We start from the raw sequence: 18,392 nt of genomic DNA, 5'->3' as shown, positions 1-18,392 counted from the left end.
GCGCCTCAGGTCCGGACGTCGGCCACCGGCTCGCGCCCGAAGTCCGGTCGTGCCAGGAAGGCCAGCACCCTGGCTGCGGCCTGCGCCGGCGTGTCGAGCTGGCCGTCGGCCTTGAGCGCGACGAAGCGCGCATGGTCGGGGAAGCCTCGCGGGTCGCTGTCGCGCAGGTGCACCTGCATGTCGGTGTCGATCACGCCGGGCGCCAGCGACACGACACGCGCCCCGTCGAGCGCCATCGCGCGCGAGGCATGGTCCAGGCCGGCCTTGATCGCGCAGTAGGCCGTCGACCCGGCCATCGCGCGGCGGCCGAGGCCCGAGGAGATGTTGAGGATGCGGCGGTCGGCGGACCAGGCGCGCGTGGCGCGCAGGAAGGCCGCGCTCAGCAGCAGCGGCGCCTCGAGCCCGACGCGCAGCGTGCGGGCGAGCTCGCCGGCCTCGCTGTCCTCCAGCGGCCCGACGCGCGGCAGCGTCGCCGCGTTGTTGATCAGCGTCGCGCTGGCGAAGGCGCTGTCGTCGAGACCGGCCAGCCAGGCTTCGAGCCGCGCGGCGACCGGCGCAGGCTCGGCCAGGTCGACCGCCCACTGCTCGGCCTGCGCACCGGCCGCAGCGGCCAGCGCCGCGAGCGTCGGGTGCTCGCGACGCGACAGGCAGAGCAGCCGCGCGCCGGGGCGCAGCGATTGCTCGGCGAGCGCCGCGCCGAGTCCGCGCGAGGCGCCGGTGAGGATGCACAACTGCGTCGTCTTCATCAGGGCGAGAGTAGCCGTTCGCGCCGCGCCAGGTCGGGAAAGAGCTTCATCCACAGGCCGGCCACCAGCAGGCAGCCGGCGCCGCCCAGTACGACCGAGCCGACCGGTCCCAGCCAGGCGGCGGTCGCGCCCGACTCGAACTCGCCGAGCTGGTTGCTGGCGCCGATGAAGATGGCATTCACGGCGCTGACGCGGCCGCGCATCTCGTTGGGCGTCTCCAGCTGCACCAGCGACTGGCGGATCACGACGCTGACCATGTCGGACGCGCCGGCCACGGCCAGTGCGGCCATCGACAGCCAGAAGTGCGTGGACAGGCCGAACACCAGCGTCGCCAGCCCGTAGACCGCGACCGCACCGAACATGCGGCGTCCGACGCGTCGCGTGATCGGCCAGCGCGACAGCCCGATCGACATCGCCAGCGCGCCGACGGCCGGCGCCGCGCGCAGCAGGCCCAGGCCCCAGGGGCCGACGTGCAGGATGTCCTTCGCGAAGATCGGCAGCAGGGCGGTCGCGCCACCGAGCAGTACCGCGAACAGGTCGAGCGAGATCGCGCCCAGCACCGCCGGCCGGCCGCGAATGAAGCGCACGCCGGCCAGCATCGTCGCCAGGCGCACGGGCTCGGTGCTGGGCGGCACCGGTGCATGCCGCACGCCGGCGAACAGCCACACCGCGACGGCGAACAGCAGCGCGCACACCGCATGCACCGTGCCGGCACCGGCGGCGAAGATGAAACCGCCGAGCGCCGGCCCGCCGATGATCGCGGCCTGCATGCCGGCCGAGCTGAAGGCCAGCGCCCGCGGCAGCACCTCGGGCGGCACGAGCAGCGGCACGATGGCCTGCTGCGCCGGCATCTGGAAGGCCTTGGCGAAGCCGATCGCCACCGACAGGCCGAGCAGCAGGCCGCGGCTCGCCCAGCCGCCCTGCGTGGCCGCCAGCAGCGTCAGCGCGATCGCCACCTGCACCGTCATGCACAGCGCGAGGATGCGGCGGCGCTCGTGCCGGTCGGCCGCCTGCCCGGCGACCAGCACCAGCAGCAGGGCGGGCGCGAACTGGTAGAGGCCGACGAGGCCCAGGTCCCAGGCGCTGCCGGTCAGCTCGTACATCTGCCAGCCGACGGCCACCATCAGCATCTGGTTGGCCATGGTCCCGGCGAGGCGGCCGAACCAGAAGCGCATGAAGGGGCGGAAGCTGCGCAGCGGGGCGTCGGCGTCGGGCATCGAGCGAGGATAGCGGCGGCCGCGTCGACGATGGGCGAGACTTCACCCGTCCACGGTCCGCAAGGAGTCGCGCTTGCCCTCGATCTCTCGCTTCCTGCTGCCGCTGCTGCTGGGCGTCGCACTGCGGCCCGCCGCGGGTGCCGAGGCCGACGTGTCGGCCTGCCTCGCGACGGCCGACCCGATGGCTCGGCTGGCCTGCTACGACCGCGTCCATGGGCGTGTCGACGTGCCGCCTGCGGCGGCCCGTGCCGCGGCCGCCGCCGCGCCGACGCCCGATCCGCTGGCGGTGCCGCCGCAGACCTCGGTCTTCGACGATCGCTGGGACCTCGACGGTCGCCGCCGCGGCGAGCTGTTCGTGCCGCGTCCCTACAAGCCGGTCTACCTGCTGCCCGCGACCTGGACCGATCGCGTGAATCGCACGCCGTCGTCGCCGGCGCCCGACCATGGCGTGCCGTTTCCGCTGGACCTGCGGTCGGTCGAGGCCAAGTACCAGATCAGCTTCAAGTCCAAGCTCTGGGAGCACGTGCTGGGATCGCCGGGCACGCTGTGGGCCGGCTACACGCAGTCCTCGCGCTGGCAGGTCTACAGCAGCTCGGTGTCGCGGCCCTTCCGCGAGACCAACTACGAGCCCGAGATCATGTTCGGCTGGCCGCTCGAGGCGCAGCTGCTGGGCTGGCGCCTTCGCCAGGCCTCGCTGTCGCTGAACCACCAGTCCAATGGCCGCACCCTGCCGCTGTCGCGCAGCTGGAACCGCATCGTCGGCGAGCTGCGCTTCGAGCGCGGCGACTGGACGGCGGAGCTGCGACCCTGGTGGCGGCTGCGCGAGGACGCCAGCGACGACGACAACCCGGACATCGAGGACTACGTGGGCCGCGCCGAGCTGCTGCTGACGCGGCAGTGGGGCGAGCATGTCGTCGCGCTGCAGCTGCGGCATTCGCTGCGCGGCGGCGACCGCTCGCGCGGCTCGGGACAGATCGAGTGGGCCTTCCCGGTCGACGGCGCGCTGCGCGGCTACCTGCAGTGGTTCAGCGGCTACGGCGAGAGCCTGATCGACTACAACCTGCGGCAGAACAAGCTCGGCCTCGGCATCCTGATCGTCGGCTGGCGTTGAATTCCGGGCGCCGTCGGCTCAGGCGCCGGCCGTGACCGGGCGCGATCGCGGTGCTGGCCGCGCGTCCGGCGTGCCGCAGTAGCCGCGCAGTCCGGGCACGTCGAGCACCGTGACGCCGCCGAACTCGACGCGCAGCAGGCCGGCATGCTCGAGCTGGTGCAGCGATTCGTTGGTGCGCTGCCGCGACACCGCCGACAGCAGACCGATCTCCTCCTGGCTCAGCCGCACGAAGTTGCCGGCGCGCGGGTAGAGGTCGGGATCGAAGAGGCTGGCGAGGCAGCGCGCGACACGCGCATCGGGCCCGAGCAGGCGGTCGTACTCGACCAGGCCGATGAACAGACTCAGGCGCGCATTCAGTTGTGACAGCAGGAAACGGTTGAAAGCGAGGTTGGTGGAGACCAGCCGCTCGAAGCTGTGCCGCGGGATGCAGGCCAGCCGCGTCTGCCGCACCGCCACGCCGTCGTAGCGCCAGGTGCCGGCCTTCAGCAGCGAGCCTTCGCCGGCCCAGCCGCCAGCCGTCACGCCGGTGAAGGTGGACACGCGGCCGTCGGGCTGCGACACGGACATCTTGATGAGGCCGTCCATCACGCCGAACCAGCTGTCGGCCGGCTCGCCGCGTCGCACCGCGTAGCCGCCGATCGCGACTCGTCGCTCGAAGGCTTCGCGCACGACCTGGTCGAGTTCGGCGGCGCTCAACGTGTCGGCCCACACGCTCTCGCGAAGCATGGACTCCAGGGACTGCATCACGGTGGTCTCCTCGCGGGCCGTGCAGGAGCCGGCCCGTCGCATTGCGGTGTCGTTACGTGCACTACGCGCGCGCGAACAGGCCGGATGCTTGGGGAAAACACCAGTCAGAGATGTCGTTGCAACGACAACCCCGATGACGGGCCCTGGCGACGATGCGTCCGGACCGGCACACGGCTCACCACAGACAGGAGACAACGATGAAAGACACGAACGCGACGCCCGACGACCTGGCGACCGCCGAGGCGTCGGCACCGGCGGCGCTGAGTCGCCGCAGCCTGCTGACCTACGCGGCCTCGACGCCGGTGGTCACCGCGACGGCCGGCCTGACGGTCGCGCCGTCGACCGCCCAGGCGCTGCCGCTGCCGCTGACGCCGCCCGACACCGTCGACTACTACGACGTCGGCGACTCGCTCGTGCAGACGGGCGCGCTGACGATGGCGCTCGTGAAGCTCGACATCGACAGCAACGGCGTCTACACGATGGCGCTGCCGCGCCTCGAGCAAGGCACCGGCATCGCGACCGCGCTGGCGATGATGATCGCCGACCTGGCGAACGTGCCGCTGTCGAAGGTGCGCGTCACCTCGGCCGACGCACAGCCGGAACTGCTCTACAACCAGATCACCGGCGGCTCGTGCTCGGTGCGTGCCTTCGAGCCGGTGCTGCCGGCGCTGGTCGCCGCAGCGCGGCTGAAGGCGGGCCTGCCGCCGCTGGCGGGAACGCCGGCCGATCCGGTGGTCGGCAAGCGCATCGGCAAGCTCGACGCGCGCGACATCGTGACCGGCAAGAAGAAGTTCACGATGGACCTGGACGTCCCGGGCGCCAAGCCGACGATGTGCCGCATGCCGTCGACGATCCGCGGCTCGGTGGTCAGCGTCAACAACCGCGCGGCGGTGCTGGCGATGCCCGGCGTGCTGGCGGTCGAGACCATCCCCGGCGGCGGTACCGTGGTCGGCATCCCGCCCGGCGTCGCCGTGATGGCCGAGACCTTCGGCCAGGCCTATGACGCCTGCCGCGCGCTCGACATCACCTGGGGCCCCGGCACGATGGCCGGCGAGAACGACGCGACGATCCGCGACAAGCTGCGCGCCGCGATCCCGCCGCAGCTGCCGGCGCCGCTGGGCACGATCGCGATCGACGCCGAGTTCACCTGGAAGACCGCGACGGCCTGCCCGCTGGAGGTCGAGTGCGCAATCGTCGACGCCACCCGGCCCGACCGCGCCGAGATCTGGGCCGGCCTGCAGAGCCCGATCGTGACCGCGCAGGCGGTCGCGCTGGACCTCGGCCTGCTGCCGACGCAGGTCAGCTGCCACGTCATCCCGAGTGGCGGCGCCTTCGGCCGTCGCCTGTTCTGGGACCCGGTGCAGGTGGCGGCGCAGATCTCCAAGAAGACCGGCTTCGTCTGCAAGCTGATGTACCACCGCAGCGACGACATCCGCCACACGCGGCATCGTCCGCCGCAGGTGCACAAGGTGCGCGCGGCGCTGTTGCCGGCGACGCTGCTGACGCCGGGCAACGTGCTGAGCTACCAGCAGAGCATCGCGGCCGTGCGGCTCGACGCGCGCCACGGCTACGGCGAGATCGGCACGGCGCTGGGCGGCTCGCTGCCGCCGCTGGTGACGCAGACCGTCGGCAACCTCGGCTACGAGCAGTTCTTCTTCAAGACCATGGTCGCGTCGCCGTACAACTTCGGCGTCAGCGCCAAGCTGCTGTTCCCGGTGGCGCTGGAGATGAACACCGTGTCCTACCGGTCGGTGCACATCCAGCCGGCGCGCACGGTCGAGGAGATCGTCGCCGACGAGATCGCCGCGCGCCTGGGCAAGGATCCGGTCGCCTTCCGCATGGAGTTCCTGCGGCTCGATCGCGTCAAGGCCTGCCTGCAGCGCGTGGCGACGGCGGCGCAGTGGGGCAAGTCGATGCCGGCGGGCTTTGCCCAGGGCGTCGCGGTGCATCAGGAGTCGCGCTCCTTCTCGGCCTGCATCGTCGAGCTGGACTGCCGCGACCGCAACAACTGCAAGGTCACGAAGGTGACGATGGCGATCGACGTCGGTCGCGTCATCAATCCGTCGGGCGTCGAGCAGCAGTGCCACGGCGGCATCGCCGAGGCGATCGCCCTGGTGCTGAAGACCGGCCTGAACATCAAGGACGGCCTGCCGCAGGAGGCCAGCTACAACCAGTACGTGTTCACGAGGATGCGCGACTTCCCGAAGGACGTGCAGATCATCGTCATGCCGAACACCAGCAACTCGCCGGCCGCGGGCATGGGCGAGGTCGCGATGTCCGCGCCGGCCGGTGCCATCGCCAACGCCTACGCGCGTGCAACCGGCATCAAGCCGCGCAACTTCCCCCTCAACGCGCAGCCGGTGTTCACGCCCACGCCCGCCGGTCAGCTGCCGCCCCCCGCCGTCGCCTAAGGAGAGCCTCCATGCCCATCTACAACCTCAACGTGAACAACCAGCCGGTCTCGGTCGATGCGCCGGCCGGCATGGCCTTGCTCTGGGTGCTGCGCGACAAGCTCGGCATCACCGGCCCGAAGTACGGCTGCGGCGTCGACGCCTGCAAGGCCTGCACCTGCCTGGTCAACGGCAAGGCGCAGACCACCTGCTCGATCAAGGTGTCGGACGTGCAGGGCAAGCAGATCACGACGATCGAAGGCCTGGCCAACGGCGACACGCTGCACCCGGTGCAGCAGGCCTGGCTGGATCTCGACGTGCCGCAATGCGGCTTCTGCCAGCCCGGCCAGATCATGGCCGCGGTCGACCTGCTGAAGCGCACCAAGAACCCGAGCGATGCCGACATCGACGCGATCGAGAACATGTGCCGCTGCGGCACCTACGGCCGCATCCGCAACGCGATCAAGCGTGCCGCGACGATGATGCCCTGAGGCCTCGCCGGATCGTCGGTGTGCTGGCGAGCGCCGGCTCCTGCAAGGGGGCCGGCGCTTTTTCCTTGATGCCGAGCCGGCGCAGCGGCCGGGCGGTCCCGGCGGCCGCGGCAACGGCTTGCAGGTCGTCGGCGTCGGCAGTACAACGCGGCAGGCGAGCCAGCGGTTCGGCATCGATGCTTCCCCGGGAGGCGGCATCGATCCAGCATGGCAGGGCCGAAGGAGTGCGAGCGATGGGACATGCATCGGCACATCCGCAGCGCGTCCGGCTGTTCGTCGGTCTGTGGCCGGGAGAAGCCGTGCGCGACGAGATCGTCGATCACGCGCGTGCCTGGGTGTGGCCGCCCCAGGCACGGCTCACGCACCGCGAGCGACTGCACCTGACGCTGTGCTTCCTGGGCGAACTGCCGGCGCAGCGGATTCCCGAGGTCGTCGAGCGCCTGCCGGTCCGTTTCGAGGCCTTCGAGCTGCGTCTCGGCCGGGCCGAGGTGTGGTCGGGCGGGCAGGCGGTGCTGCGGCCGCTGGCGGTGCCCGGCGCGCTGCAGATGCTCCACGACCGCCTGGGCCGGGCCTTGCGCTGGCATGCGGCGCCCTGGTTGCCGCGGCGCAGCAGCTTCGCGCCTCACGTGACCCTGGCCCGCGACGTGCGCGCGGCCCTGCCGCCGCCGCACGTGCTGCCGATCGCCTGGCCGGTGACGGGCTACACGCTGATCGAGTCGGACCTGCGGCCGCCGGCTCGCTACCGCGTGCTCTACGAATACCCCTGAGGCGCCGGCAGCGGCTGCGCCTCGAAGGCGTCGCCGATCGCGAAGAAGTGGCCGCCGGCCACGTAGTGCAGGGTGTGCAGGGCCGGGTCGGTCTCGGGCCCGATGCGCCAGTGGCCGTCGGCGAACACGCGCGAGTCGGCCCAGGCCGCCACGACCTCGCCGATGAACAGGTCGTACTTCTGCTGGTTGTGCACTTCATCGAGGACGCGGCACTCGAGCCAGGCCACGCAGCCGTCGAGCAGCGGCGCGTCGATGCGGCTGGCCGCGAAGTGGCTCAGGCCGTGCGCCGCGAACTTGTCCTGCTCCGCCGGCAGGTCGCGGCCCGACCGCTGGCCCAGCGCCAGCGTGGCCGCGGCCTGGGCGCGGCAGGGCACGTTGAGCGCGAACTGGCCCGAGGCCTCGACCAGCTCGCGCGTCCAGGTGCTCTTGTCGATCACGACAGCGACCTTCGGCGGCGCGAAGTCGAGCGCCATGTTCCAGGCCGCGGCCATGATGTTGCGGCGGCCGCCGTGCGCCGCGCTGACCAGCACCGTCGGTCCGTGGTTGAGCAGGCGATAGGCCCTGGGCAGGTCGACGGCGGTGCGCATCGCGCGAGCATGCCCTAGAAGTCTGGCGGCGACACGAGGTGCAAGGCTTGTCCGGTCTGCGGATGGGCGAAGGCCAGCTCGCTGGCATGCAGCAGCAGGCGCGGCGACCGTGCCCGCACCGCCGGCGGCGCATACAGCGCGTCGCCGAGGATCGGGTGGCCGATGGCCTGCAGGTGCACGCGAAGCTGATGGGTGCGCCCGGTCTCGGGATCGAGTTCGAGGCGGCTGGTGTCGCCGGCCAGGTCGCGCGCCAGCATGCGCCAGCGGGTCAGCGCCGCCTGGCCGCCTTCGGCATCGACGCGTCGCAGCGGCCGGTTCGGCCAGTCGACGGCGATCGGCCGTTCGATGCGCCCGCTCTCGTCCACGACGCAGCCGGCCACGACCGCGACGTAGCGCTTGTCGACCTGGCGCAGCTCGAACAGGCGGCCGAGCTGGCGCTGCAGGTCGGCGCCGCGCGCGAACAGCATCAGGCCCGAGGTCGCCTGGTCGAGCCGGTGCACGACCCGCGCATCCGGCCACTGCGCCTGCACGCGCCGCGCCAGGCAGTCCTGCTTGTCGGCGCCGCGGCCCGGCACGGCCAGCAGCCCGGCCGGCTTGTCGACGACCAGCAGGTGCGCGTCGGCGTAGCGCGGCTCGATCGGGGCGATCGTGTCGCTCAAGCGGCGACGACGATCGGGAACTCGGCGCGCAGCCCGTCGGCCCCGGCCACGAAAGGCCGGGTCAGGGCCGCACGGTCCACCGGATCGCGCAACTGGCGCCACAGGAAGTCGCGCGCATTGCCCGGGTCGCCGTCGACATAGAGCTGGGTCGTCAGCAGTTCGCGGCGCGCGAGCCTCACCTTGACGTGGATGTGCGGCGTGCGCCCGTCGTAGGCGGCGGGCCGCAGCGTGCGGAAGCGATAGTGCCCCTGCGCGTCGACCTCGACGCGACCGAAGCCCTGGAAGTCGGGATCGGCACGCCCGCCGTCGCCCGGATGGTGATAGTGGCCCTGCTGGTCGCACTGCCAGATCTCGACCTGCGCGCCGCGTACCGGCCGCCCGGCGAGATCGACGACGCGGCCGTCCAGCCACACCGGCTGGCCCGCACCGTAGCGGCGCGCGCCGTTATGCAGCAGGTCGGCGTCGTGGTCGTCGGGCAACTGCACGGGGTAGAACGGCCCTTCGGTCTGCGCCGGCGTCGGGCGCGCTGCGGCGGCCGGCGCGGCGCGCACGCCGAGCTGCAGTGCCGGGCAGGCGATCAGCGCGATGCCGCTCGCGGCCTGGCGCAGCAGCCGACGGCGGGTCGGGGCGGGAGGTGGGGGCATGGGCGCCTCCGGGGGGATGCGGAGGCGCGAGTGTGCGCCGAAGGGCAGGGCCCCGGCGCGTCGACGCTCAAAGGCCGAGCCAGGCGCCGATCTTCAGCATCTCCGCTTCGTCGTAGGCGGCGAAGCCGGTGAACTTGCTGGGCTCCAGCTTCTTCTTGCCTTCGTCGGTGGTGTCGAGCGCGAGCAGGTAGTCGCGGACGGCGCTGATCTGCTCGGGCGACAGCTTCGGGCTGGCGATCAGGTGCTTGATGGGCACCTGCTTGGACTTGAACAGGATCTTGCCGCCCTTGGCCTGCCAGGCCTTGATGACGGCGCCGGAAGCCGTGGCACCGGCGTGCGTGAGGTTGTTCTCGACGAAGAAGGGGACGGCATCCTGGTAGCGGGTGTAGGTCAGTGCGACCTGCTTGGGGTCGCCCATCGCGTCGCGCAGCGTCGCACGCACCATCCACGAGGTGATGGAGTCCTCGTCCGGGGCGCCGAGCCGCAGCCCCTTCAGGTCGGCGACCGACTTCAGCGGCGAGTCCGCATTGACCAGGAAGTTGGCGCTGTACTGCTGGTAGCCCTTGGTGACCGCCATCAGCTTGTAGCCGGAGTTCTTGATGGCCAGGATCGACAGGTGCGCCGGGTGCACCATCGCCAGGTCGTAGGCCCGCTCGGCCAGCTTGGCGCGCAGCGTCGGGTAGTCGCCGACCGGCAGGATCGTGACCGGCTGCTTCAGCAGCTTGGTCAGGTCGGCCGCGATGGCGGCATAGCGCGCCGCGATCTGCTCGGCCGGGACGCGGTAGGTGACACCCTCGTTGACGGCGAACACCAGGTCGGCCTTCGCCAGCGGTGTGAGCAGGGCGAAGCTCAACGCAACGATCGAACGCCAGGCCAGTCGCTTCATGCAGGGGTCTCCTCGGGCTCGTCCCTGCGACATTGTCCTGCGCGGGCAGGTCCCTGGGCCATCGCTGTCGCCCCGCTGCGACGCTGTCGTCGGCCGCGGCGTGACGGGCTGCTCGCCGCTGTTCCAGGAAGGAACAGGCCTACTTCAGCAGCGTCTGTTCCATGAAGCGCAGCATCGCGTAGAACTGGAAGTCGGCGTTCTCCTTGCGACGGAAGCCGTGCCCCTCGTTCTCGGCGCGCAGGTACCAGACGGGCGTGCCGTTCTCGCGGACCTTCTTCACGATCTGCTCGGCCTCGGTCCACGGCACGCGCGGATCGTTGCGGCCCTGCACGACGAACAGCGGCCGCGTGATGCGCTGTGCGTTGTTGAGCGGCGAGATGCGGTCGAGGAATTCGCGCATCGCGGGCTCGCGCTCGTCGCCGTACTCGACGCGACGCAGGTCGCGGCGGTAGCTTTCGGTGTTGGCGAGGAAGGTGGTGAAGCTGGAGATGCCGACGACGTCGATCGCGCCGGCGATGCGGTCGGCGTAGTGCACGCTGGCCGCCAGGCTCATGTAGCCGCCGTAGCTGCCGCCCACCACCAGCACGCGCGACGGATCGAGACCGGGCTGGGTGGCGATCCAGTCGAACAGGCTGCCGAGGTCCTTGACGGAGTCCTCGCGCTTCATGCCGTTGTCCAGCGTCAGGAAGGTCTTGCCGTAACCGGCCGAGCCGCGCACGTTGGGTTCGATCATCGCGATGCCCAGCTCGTTGACGAGGTAGCTCCAGCGCCCCAGGAAGCCCATCGTCGCCTGCGACTCGGGTCCCCCGTGGACGCGCACGACCACCGGCCGCCGGCCGGTGAAGCGGGCCGGCGGCGGGGTCAGGATCGCCGACATCGCCAGGCCGTCGAAGCTGGTCCAGCGCACGATGCCCTGGTCGGGAAACGCGCGCGTGTCCACAGCGGCCGGGATGTAGGCCTGGGTCCATGCCTGCCAGCGGCCGTCGGCGTCGAGCGCGCGGATGCGTCCAGGCTCGCGGCTGCTGTCGATGGTGATCGCGAGCGTCCCGAGGCGCGGGTGGAAGGACGGCTGGCCGGCGCTGCCAGGCGGCAGCGCCGGCAGCGGCTGCTCGGCCAGCGTCCTGGCGTCGAACAGCCGGAGTTCCTGGCGACCGTCGACGTTGACCTGGACCGCCAGCCGGTGACCGTCGCCGCTGAGGCCGACCGCGCCGACATCCCAGGGGATGTGCCCGGTCACGCGTTGCAGCGTGCGCTGGTCGAGGTCGTAGCGCATCAGCTCGACGAACTCGCCGGCGCGGTCGCTGAAGACGAAGAGTCCGCGGCCGTCGGGCTGGAAGGCGACCGGCTTGTGCGTGGCCTTCAGCGTTTCGCCGGCCGCGGGCAGCAGCTGCGTCGGCGTGCCGTTGGCCAGGTCGATCAGCCAGACCTCGGACTCGTTGACCGAGCGGTAGCGCGTGATCGCGAGCTGGCGGTCGTCGCGCGAGACGTCGCCGCCGAGCCAGCCCGTGCCGGGCAGCTCGGCCAGCTTGCGCCGCGACTCGGGCCGCAGGGGATCGACGATCCACAGCGTCGTGCCCGGATCGGCGCGCGTGCCCCCCGCCGCGGTGCGGTCCAGCGGGACGGCGCTGTAGATCAGCTCCGAGCGGCCGCGCAGCCAGGCCAGCGCCTCGTGGCGCTCGTCGGGGTGGGTCAGCAGCGTCGTGCTGCGGGTCGCTGGATCCAGGCGGTACAGCTGGTGCGCCTCGTTGCCGCCGCTGCTGCGCGCGAACACGATGTAGCGACCGTCGCGCGGCTCGTAGCTGGCACTGGTGACCGGATCGGCGAAGTCGGTCAGCGCCTCCGGCGCGGCCAGCGGCCCCGCGACGCGGAACAGCTGCGCGGTGCTGCCGCCGGCCTGGCGGTGCGAGACCAGCATCTCGGGTCGCGTCGGATGCCAGTCGACGAAGCCGTGGCCGCGGAAGTCGGTGTACCGGTCGGCCCGGGCCACCAGCGCCATCGGGATCGGCGGGAGGCCTTCGACGTGGAGGTTCTCGTTGGGCAGCAGCGTGCCGGCGGCCGGCGAGGTGGCCGGACCGGCGCAGGCCGCCAGCAGCAGGCTCAGGCCGAGGGCGGACGCGGCCAGCGCGGGATGGATCGGACGGAGTGGGTGCATCGTCATCGGGAGTCGTGGCGGGCTCGTGGCCCGGATCGCACGATTCTGGCCGACCGGCCCGTGCGAGATCCCGAGCAAGCGCGCTCAGAACCGGTCGATCAGGCCCGACTGCAACGCGGACTCCGGGTTCGAGCCGGCTTCCCGCACGCGCTTCAGCGCCTCCTCGGCCGGCAGGCCCAGGCGCTTGAGCAGGCAGGCCGCGGTGGTGCCGGTGCGGCCGATGCCGGCGGCGCAGTGCAGCAGCAGCACCTCGCCGGCCGCCAGCGCGTCGACCATCGCGGCGATGCCGTCCTGGTAGGCGCGCAGGCTGTCGGCCAGGCCGAAATTGCGCATCGCCAGCGGCTGCCAGTGCCACGGCAGGCGGCCAGCCACCACGGCGGCGTGGTAGTCGGGCGAGAGCTCGGCGACCTCGTCCAGCGGCGTCAGGCAGACGATGCGCGTCAGGCCGCGCCGGCGGGCGTCGGCCTCGAAGTGCGACCAGGGCTGCAGGCGACCCGGCATGGCCGACAGCCAGACCTGGCCGGGCGTGGACGGAGGCAGGGACAGGGGACGCATGGCGGGGCGGACCTGCGGATTCTGCGACGCCCGCCGCCGCGCCGGCGACGACCCCACGCCACGCTCGGCGCGGCCCTGCCGCTACATTGCGCCAAGGAGACAAGGCGTGCGGGCTCATGCCGCCGGCACCGATCACGAGACACATCGACATGGGGTCCTGCGCCCGCACCTTCCGGCTGCTCGTCGCGCCGCTGCTGCTGATGCTCGTCACGGCCTGCACCGGCGTCGCCAACGTGGGTGCGGCGCCGTCCGGGCGCGCGACCGAGGTCGGGCCCGGCGTCTACATGATCCGCGGCGCCGACGGCGAGCTCGACGCCATCAACCTCGGCCGGCTCGGCAACGCCGGCTTCATCGTCGGCGAGCGCGGCGTCGTCGCCGTCGATGCCGGCGTTTCCTACCGGCACGGCCAGGCGCTGCTGGCCGAGATCGCGCGCGTCACCGACAAGCCGGTGCGGCTGCTGGTCATCACGCACGCGAGACAGGAGTTCCTGTTCGGCGCCACCGCCTTCCGCGAGCGCGGCATCCCGATCCTGATGCAGCGGCGCGTGTCGCGGCTCATGACCGCCCGCTGCGAAGGCTGCCTGAAGACGCTGAACCGCGTGCTGGGCGAGGACGCGATGCGCGGCACGGCGATGTTCGTGCCCGACCGCGAGTTCGATACGGCCGAGACCCTGGACCTGATCGGCCGGCCGATCCGGCTGCTGTCCTACGGCCACTCCAGCGGCCCCGGCGACACGGCCGTGCTCGACCTGTCGAGCGGCGTGATGTTCGCCGGCGGACTGGCCGATGCCGGCCGCATTCCCGATATCCAGGACGGCGAGCTGCCGGGCTGGCGCGACGCCCTCTCGGCGCTGCAGCGCTTGCCGCTGAAGGCCGTCGTGCCCGGTCACGGCCCGGCGGCATCGCCCGACGTGCTGGCGCGCGTGCAGCGCTACCTCGACCGCCTCGAGGCCCGGCTGCTAGAGTTGAGCCGCGCCGACGTCGCGCTCAGCGAGGTGCCCGACGCCGCCGAGCTGCCCGAGTTCCGGGACTGGGACCAGTACCAGATCATTCACCGTCGCAACGCCTCGATCCTGTTCGTGCGCATGGAACGAGAGCTGCTCTTCAAGTAGGCACGGCGAGCGAGGCAGCATGGATCGAAAGACTTTCATCGGACGCGCGCTTTTCAGCGGCGTGATCGCGGGCGGACTGCTCGCTGCCTTGCCGGCGCTGGCGGCGCCCGGCGGGTTGCCCACCAACGTGCAGCACACCGACTCGTCGCCGCAGTGGGAGGCCCTGCGTGCCCGGCTGTTCGGTACGCGCAAGATCGACGCCGGCTCGGGCCAGGTGCAGCTGACCGTGCCGCTGCGCGCGGCCTACGGCGCCTCGGTGCCGGTGAAGATCGTGTCGCGCCAGGCCCAGAAGCCCGAGCTCTACGTGAAGAAGATGTTCGTGCTGGTCGACAAGAACCCGTCGCCGGTGGCCGCCGTGCTGGATCTCGGCACCGAGCTCGGCCAGGCCGATTTCGAGACCCGGCTGCGCGTCGACGAGTACAGCCACGTGCGCGTCGTCGCCGAACTGTCCGACGGCTCGCTGCACATGGATTCGCGCTACGTCAAGACTTCGGGCGGTTGCTCGGCCCCGCCCAACCGCGACAACCCGCACCTGATCGGCAAGACCCTCTTCAAGCTGCCCGAAGGCGTGAAGCCCGGCCTGCCGACCGTGGCCGACATCACCGTGCTGCATCCCAACGACACCGGCTTCGAGCTGAACAACCAGACGGTGATGTTCATCCCGCCCTTCTTCGTGCGGACCGTGAAGGTGACCTACGGCGATCAGACGCTGTTCACGTCCGAGCAGGACTTCTCGGTCAGCGAGAACCCGACCTGGCGCTTCAAGTTCGTGCCGCGCGCCGGTGGCGAGCTGAAGGCCGAGGTCGAGGACTCGAAGGAAGGCCACTTCTCCGGCCGCCTGGCCGTGGGCGGCGCCGGGCTGTGAGCGCGGCAGGCCGGCTGCTCGCGGCGTTCTGGCTCGCGCTGGCGACGACGCTGGCCGGCGCGGCCGGCCTGCCGGCGGCCTACGACGCCATCGTGGTCCAGCCCGCCGGCGGCCCGGCGCGCAGCGAGTTCGACCTGACCCCGGCCCTGAACCGCGCCCGCGCCGAGAACAAGCGCCTCTACGTCTACCTGGGTGCGAACGACTGCCGCTACTGCCGGCAGTACGAAGCCTTCCTCGACAAGAACGCCAAGGAACTGCTGCCGCACTTCCGGGCGAAGTACCTCGTGGTGGACCTGCGCAGTTCGCTGTCGGTGCTGGCCAAGGACGTCTACATCCGCGCCGGCGCCAGCAGCCTGCCGTACGCCGAGTTCCAGCGCTCGATCGGCGACGAGCGCGCGCGCCAGCTGATCTATCCGAACGTCTGGCTGTTCGACGCCGACCTGAAGCCGCTGATGCAGATGCCCTCGGGGGCCGGGACCTTCCTGACGGTGCCGGACCAGATCGAGATCCTGCAACTGGTGCAGTAGCCGGACGTCGCCGCTCAGCGCGGCGGCGGCAGCGGCTCGCCGAGCAGGCGGCGCCACAGCCAGGGCAGCGTGCGATCCACGTCCGGACGGATGCCGACGGTGAACGCCGGCACCTCGGTCCAGGTGTCGCCGCGCCGCTCGGCGACCACGAAGCGGAAGAAGTAGCTGGGCTCCTGCCCCATGCGCAGGTCGGTCAGCAGCAGCCGGCCGTCGCGCTCGACGAGACTGTAGAAGCCGTGCGTGAAGGCGGCGATGCGCCTGACGGCGTCGCGTTCGCCGTGCGCGGCGATCAGGGCCTCGCCGCGGTCGAAGCGATCGAAGGCCATGCCGCGTCCGTCGTCCAGCAGCGAGCGGTAGCCCTCGACGTAGCCCTGCGGCGTGATCGCCAGCACGCGCCACAGGACCGAGTTGAACGGCGTGGGCGTGACCAGCAGGGCGCGGGTCTCGACGCCCTGGGCCGCGAGCGCCTCGCGCGCCACCGCGCTGACCTGCTGCTGCGCGGCCACGCCCCAGGCGAGGTAGGCGGTGCTGAGCGCCAGGCCGGCCGCGTTCCAGCGCAGGCCGCGCGTCGGTGCGGCCGCCAGCGCGACGCCGACCCCGGCCAGCAGCGGCAGCGTGTACAGCGGATCGATGATGAAGATGCTGCCGACGCCGTAGGGCTCGCTGGTGAAGGGCCGGGCGATCTGCGTGCCGTAGACCGTCATCAGGTCCAGCAGCGGGTGGGTGATCAGGGCCAGCCACACCGCGAGCCACCAGCGCCCGAAGAGGCCGGGCTGGCCGTGGATGCGGTGGATCAGCGCGGCGATCGCCGGGGCCGCCAGCGTCAGCCAGAACAGCGCATGGCTGTTGGCGCGGTGCAGGGTCATGTCGGCGATCGCGTCGCCATGGTCGATGAAGGCGTCGAGGTCGGGCAGCGTGCCGCACACGCCGCCCCAGAGCGCCGCCTTCCAGAGCGCGGTGCGCCGACCCATCACGGCGATGCCGACGGCCGCGCCGAGCGCTAGTTGGGAGAGGGAGTCCATGCAGGCGGCCGGGGCGAGTCGAAACTGGCGCGGATGCTAGCGGCGGTCGCCGCGCGGCGCCGACGACACCGCAGGATGCGCCCCAAAAGCGAAGGGCCACCCCAGGGTGGCCCTCTGTGCTTCCGGACACTGCAACGGGTGCAGAGACGGGATCTGGCGCCGGTGACGGGTTCCGGGCTCCGCCCAATCGTGCGGTCGGTCTTTCGCCTTGATGAAGTGGATTGTGGCGGCTGCGACGCAGCGTGATCGACGGAACAAGGCCGTCGAATCGCCGCTGTTCGGCCGATCGACGTCCCCGTCGGGCGTGGGGGCGCCGTCATCGGCTAACCTCGCCGGCCCAGGCGGCCGCCACCGTGGCTGCAACGGACCCCTGCCAACCGGAGACACCGCGTGTTCGGCCGTTTCGAGAAGCTGCTGCATCCCTATCCCGACGCCGAGCCGACCACGCCGCCGCGCGGCCTGTTCCGCTTCCTCTGGGATTGCACGCGCGGCATGCGCCCCTGGCTGCTCGCGATGACGCTGCTGACGGCGGGGATCGGTGCCTTCGAGGCCTTGCTGTTCAGCATGCTGGGCCGCATCGTCGACTGGCTGGCGGCCGTGCCGCCGGCCGAGCTGCTGGCACGCGAGGGCTCGACCCTGCTGCTGCTGGCGGCGGTGCTGGTCGGCAGCACCGTGCTGATCGCGTTGCAGTCGCTGATCAAGCAGCAGGGCCTCGCGGGCAACTTCCCGATGCTGCTGCGCTGGAACTTCCACCGGCTGATGCTCGGCCAGAGCATGGGCTTCTACCAGGACGAGTTCGCCGGCCGCATCGCGACCAAGGTGATGCAGACGGCCCTGGCCGTGCGCGACACCTGGATGATCCTGGCCGAGCTGCTGGTCTTCGTGATCATCTACTTCGTGACGCTGCTGCTGGTGCTGGGCGGCTTCGACCTGTGGCTGATGGCGCCCTTCGTGGCCTGGGTGGCGCTGTATGTCGCGGCCCTGCGCTACTTCGTCCCGCGTCTGGCCAAGGTGGCGCAGTCGCAGGCCGACGCGCGCTCGCTGATGACCGGGCGCATCACCGATGCCTACACCAACGTCGCGACCGTCAAGCTGTTCTCGCACGCCGGGCGCGAGGCCGGCTATGCGCGCAGCGCGATGCAGGAGTTCCTGTCCACCGTGCATGCGCAGATGCGGCTGGTGACCGGCTTCGAGATCGTCAACCACGTGCTCAGCATGGGGCTGATCCTCTCGACCGCCGGCGGCGCGCTGTGGCTGTGGACGCAGGGCCAGGTCGGCGCCGGTGCGCTGGCCGCGGCCACGGCGATGGCCTTGCGGCTGAACGGCATCTCGCACTGGGTGATGTGGGAGATGGCGGCGCTGTTCGAGCACATCGGCACCGTGCAGGACGGCATGAACACGCTGGCGCGGCCGCACACCGTGGTCGATCGTCCCGACGCGCAGCCGCTGAAGGTGACTCGCGGCGAGGTCCGCTTCGACGACGTGAGCTTCGCCTACGGCGGCGACCGGCCGGTGGTCGACCGGCTCAAGCTGCACATCCGGCCGGGCGAGAAGATCGGCCTGGTGGGCCGCTCGGGCGCCGGCAAGTCGACGGTGGTGAACCTGCTGCTGCGCTTCTACGAGCTGGAGCGCGGCCGCGTGCTGATCGACGGCCAGGACGTCGCGCATGTCACGCAGGACAGCCTGCGCGCCCAGGTGGGCATGGTCACGCAGGACACCTCGCTGCTGCATCGCTCGGTGCGCGAGAACATCGTCTACGGCCGCCCCGGCGCGACCGACGAGCAGATGATCGCGGCCGCACGCCGCGCCGAGGCGCACGACTTCATCCAGGGCCTGACCGACCCGAAGGGCCGCAGCGCCTACGACGCCCATGTCGGCGAGCGCGGCGTCAAGCTCTCGGGCGGCCAGCGCCAG

18 protein-coding genes are annotated in these 18,392 nt (G+C 71.6%); 8 read left to right on the top strand and 10 right to left on the bottom strand.

Annotation, left to right across the window (positions count from 1 at the left end):
• Nucleotides 1-5: 5 nt before the first annotated feature.
• Together QZV97_RS06110 and QZV97_RS06105 are read right to left on the bottom strand one after the other, a co-directional pair.
• Nucleotides 6-746 (bottom strand): SDR family NAD(P)-dependent oxidoreductase, encoded by a 741-nt coding sequence (locus QZV97_RS06110; protein ID WP_295640094.1) that lies wholly within the window; start codon nucleotides 744-746, stop codon nucleotides 6-8.
• Nucleotides 746-1,963 (bottom strand): MFS transporter, encoded by a 1,218-nt coding sequence (locus QZV97_RS06105; protein WP_295640091.1) that lies wholly within the window; start codon nucleotides 1,961-1,963, stop codon nucleotides 746-748. The genes QZV97_RS06110 and QZV97_RS06105 overlap by 1 nt, the downstream gene beginning before the upstream one ends.
• Before the next feature lie 73 nt (nucleotides 1,964-2,036).
• Here QZV97_RS06105 and QZV97_RS06100 point away from each other — a divergent pair, with 73 nt between their 5' ends.
• Nucleotides 2,037-3,074, top strand: a complete 1,038-nt coding sequence (locus QZV97_RS06100; protein WP_295640088.1) for a phospholipase A — start codon at nucleotides 2,037-2,039, stop codon at nucleotides 3,072-3,074.
• Between the two features lie 18 nt (nucleotides 3,075-3,092).
• On the opposite strand, the gene QZV97_RS06095 is transcribed toward QZV97_RS06100, so the two are convergent.
• Nucleotides 3,093-3,818: a Crp/Fnr family transcriptional regulator gene (locus QZV97_RS06095; RefSeq protein WP_295640331.1), complete on the bottom strand. Its 726-nt coding sequence runs from the start codon at nucleotides 3,816-3,818 to the stop codon at nucleotides 3,093-3,095.
• 200 nt (nucleotides 3,819-4,018) lie between these two features.
• Between QZV97_RS06095 and QZV97_RS06090 the strand changes: the two genes are divergently transcribed.
• The 3 genes from QZV97_RS06090 to thpR all read left to right on the top strand — a co-directional run bounded on the left by QZV97_RS06090 (nucleotide 4,019) and on the right by thpR (nucleotide 7,469).
• Nucleotides 4,019-6,232, top strand: coding sequence for a molybdopterin cofactor-binding domain-containing protein (locus tag QZV97_RS06090; protein WP_295640084.1), 2,214 nt, complete (start codon nucleotides 4,019-4,021; stop codon nucleotides 6,230-6,232).
• A gap of 11 nt (nucleotides 6,233-6,243) precedes the next feature.
• Nucleotides 6,244-6,702, top strand: a complete 459-nt coding sequence (locus QZV97_RS06085; protein ID WP_295640080.1) for a (2Fe-2S)-binding protein — start codon at nucleotides 6,244-6,246, stop codon at nucleotides 6,700-6,702.
• Nucleotides 6,703-6,935: 233 nt separating this feature from the next.
• Nucleotides 6,936-7,469, top strand: coding sequence for an RNA 2',3'-cyclic phosphodiesterase (gene thpR, locus QZV97_RS06080; RefSeq protein WP_295640077.1), 534 nt, complete (start codon nucleotides 6,936-6,938; stop codon nucleotides 7,467-7,469).
• Here thpR and QZV97_RS06075 read toward each other — a convergent pair.
• From QZV97_RS06075 to QZV97_RS06050, 6 genes are all read right to left on the bottom strand, one after another.
• Nucleotides 7,454-8,056 carry a flavin reductase family protein gene (locus QZV97_RS06075; protein WP_295640074.1) on the bottom strand — a complete coding sequence of 201 codons (603 nt, stop codon included), beginning with the start codon at nucleotides 8,054-8,056 and terminating at the stop codon, nucleotides 7,454-7,456. The genes thpR and QZV97_RS06075 overlap by 16 nt on opposite strands.
• Nucleotides 8,057-8,070: 14 nt before the next feature.
• A complete protein-coding gene (locus tag QZV97_RS06070) occupies nucleotides 8,071-8,715 on the bottom strand; it encodes an RluA family pseudouridine synthase (RefSeq protein ID WP_295640071.1) in 645 nt (214 codons plus the stop codon).
• Nucleotides 8,712-9,359: a protocatechuate 3,4-dioxygenase gene (locus QZV97_RS06065; protein WP_295640068.1), complete on the bottom strand. Its 648-nt coding sequence runs from the start codon at nucleotides 9,357-9,359 to the stop codon at nucleotides 8,712-8,714. Before QZV97_RS06065 ends, QZV97_RS06070 begins: the two co-directional genes overlap by 4 nt.
• Nucleotides 9,360-9,426: 67 nt before the next feature.
• On the bottom strand, nucleotides 9,427-10,245 hold the full coding sequence (locus QZV97_RS06060) for a PhnD/SsuA/transferrin family substrate-binding protein (RefSeq protein WP_295640066.1): 819 nt from the start codon (nucleotides 10,243-10,245) through the stop codon (nucleotides 9,427-9,429).
• A gap of 139 nt (nucleotides 10,246-10,384) precedes the next feature.
• Nucleotides 10,385-12,397 (bottom strand): prolyl oligopeptidase family serine peptidase, encoded by a 2,013-nt coding sequence (locus QZV97_RS06055; RefSeq protein WP_295640063.1) that lies wholly within the window; start codon nucleotides 12,395-12,397, stop codon nucleotides 10,385-10,387.
• A gap of 84 nt (nucleotides 12,398-12,481) precedes the next feature.
• Nucleotides 12,482-12,952: a tyrosine-protein phosphatase gene (locus tag QZV97_RS06050; RefSeq protein WP_295640060.1), complete on the bottom strand. Its 471-nt coding sequence runs from the start codon at nucleotides 12,950-12,952 to the stop codon at nucleotides 12,482-12,484.
• A 149-nt stretch (nucleotides 12,953-13,101) separates the two neighbouring features.
• Here QZV97_RS06050 and QZV97_RS06045 point away from each other — a divergent pair, with 149 nt between their 5' ends.
• The 3 genes from QZV97_RS06045 to QZV97_RS06035 are packed head-to-tail and all read left to right on the top strand — an operon-like array spanning nucleotide 13,102 to nucleotide 15,456.
• Nucleotides 13,102-14,064, top strand: coding sequence for an MBL fold metallo-hydrolase (locus tag QZV97_RS06045; protein ID WP_295640057.1), 963 nt, complete (start codon nucleotides 13,102-13,104; stop codon nucleotides 14,062-14,064).
• Nucleotides 14,065-14,083: 19 nt separating this feature from the next.
• Nucleotides 14,084-14,929 carry a quinoprotein dehydrogenase-associated SoxYZ-like carrier gene (locus tag QZV97_RS06040; RefSeq protein WP_295640054.1) on the top strand — a complete coding sequence of 282 codons (846 nt, stop codon included), beginning with the start codon at nucleotides 14,084-14,086 and terminating at the stop codon, nucleotides 14,927-14,929.
• Nucleotides 14,926-15,456, top strand: a complete 531-nt coding sequence (locus tag QZV97_RS06035; RefSeq protein ID WP_295640051.1) for a thioredoxin family protein — start codon at nucleotides 14,926-14,928, stop codon at nucleotides 15,454-15,456. Before QZV97_RS06040 ends, QZV97_RS06035 begins: the two co-directional genes overlap by 4 nt.
• Before the next feature lie 14 nt (nucleotides 15,457-15,470).
• Here QZV97_RS06035 and QZV97_RS06030 read toward each other — a convergent pair whose 3' ends face one another.
• A complete protein-coding gene (locus QZV97_RS06030; RefSeq protein ID WP_295640048.1) occupies nucleotides 15,471-16,478 on the bottom strand; it encodes a metal-dependent hydrolase in 1,008 nt (335 codons plus the stop codon).
• Between the two features lie 390 nt (nucleotides 16,479-16,868).
• Here QZV97_RS06030 and QZV97_RS06025 point away from each other — a divergent pair.
• The coding region (locus tag QZV97_RS06025; protein ID WP_295640044.1) for an ABC transporter ATP-binding protein at nucleotides 16,869-18,392 on the top strand (1,524 nt) is incomplete at its 3' end.

It is taken from the genome of uncultured Methylibium sp., assembly GCF_902826655.1.
Classification (GTDB): domain Bacteria; phylum Pseudomonadota; class Gammaproteobacteria; order Burkholderiales; family Burkholderiaceae_C; genus Methylibium.
This window is presented reverse-complemented; position numbering and strand designations above follow the sequence as displayed.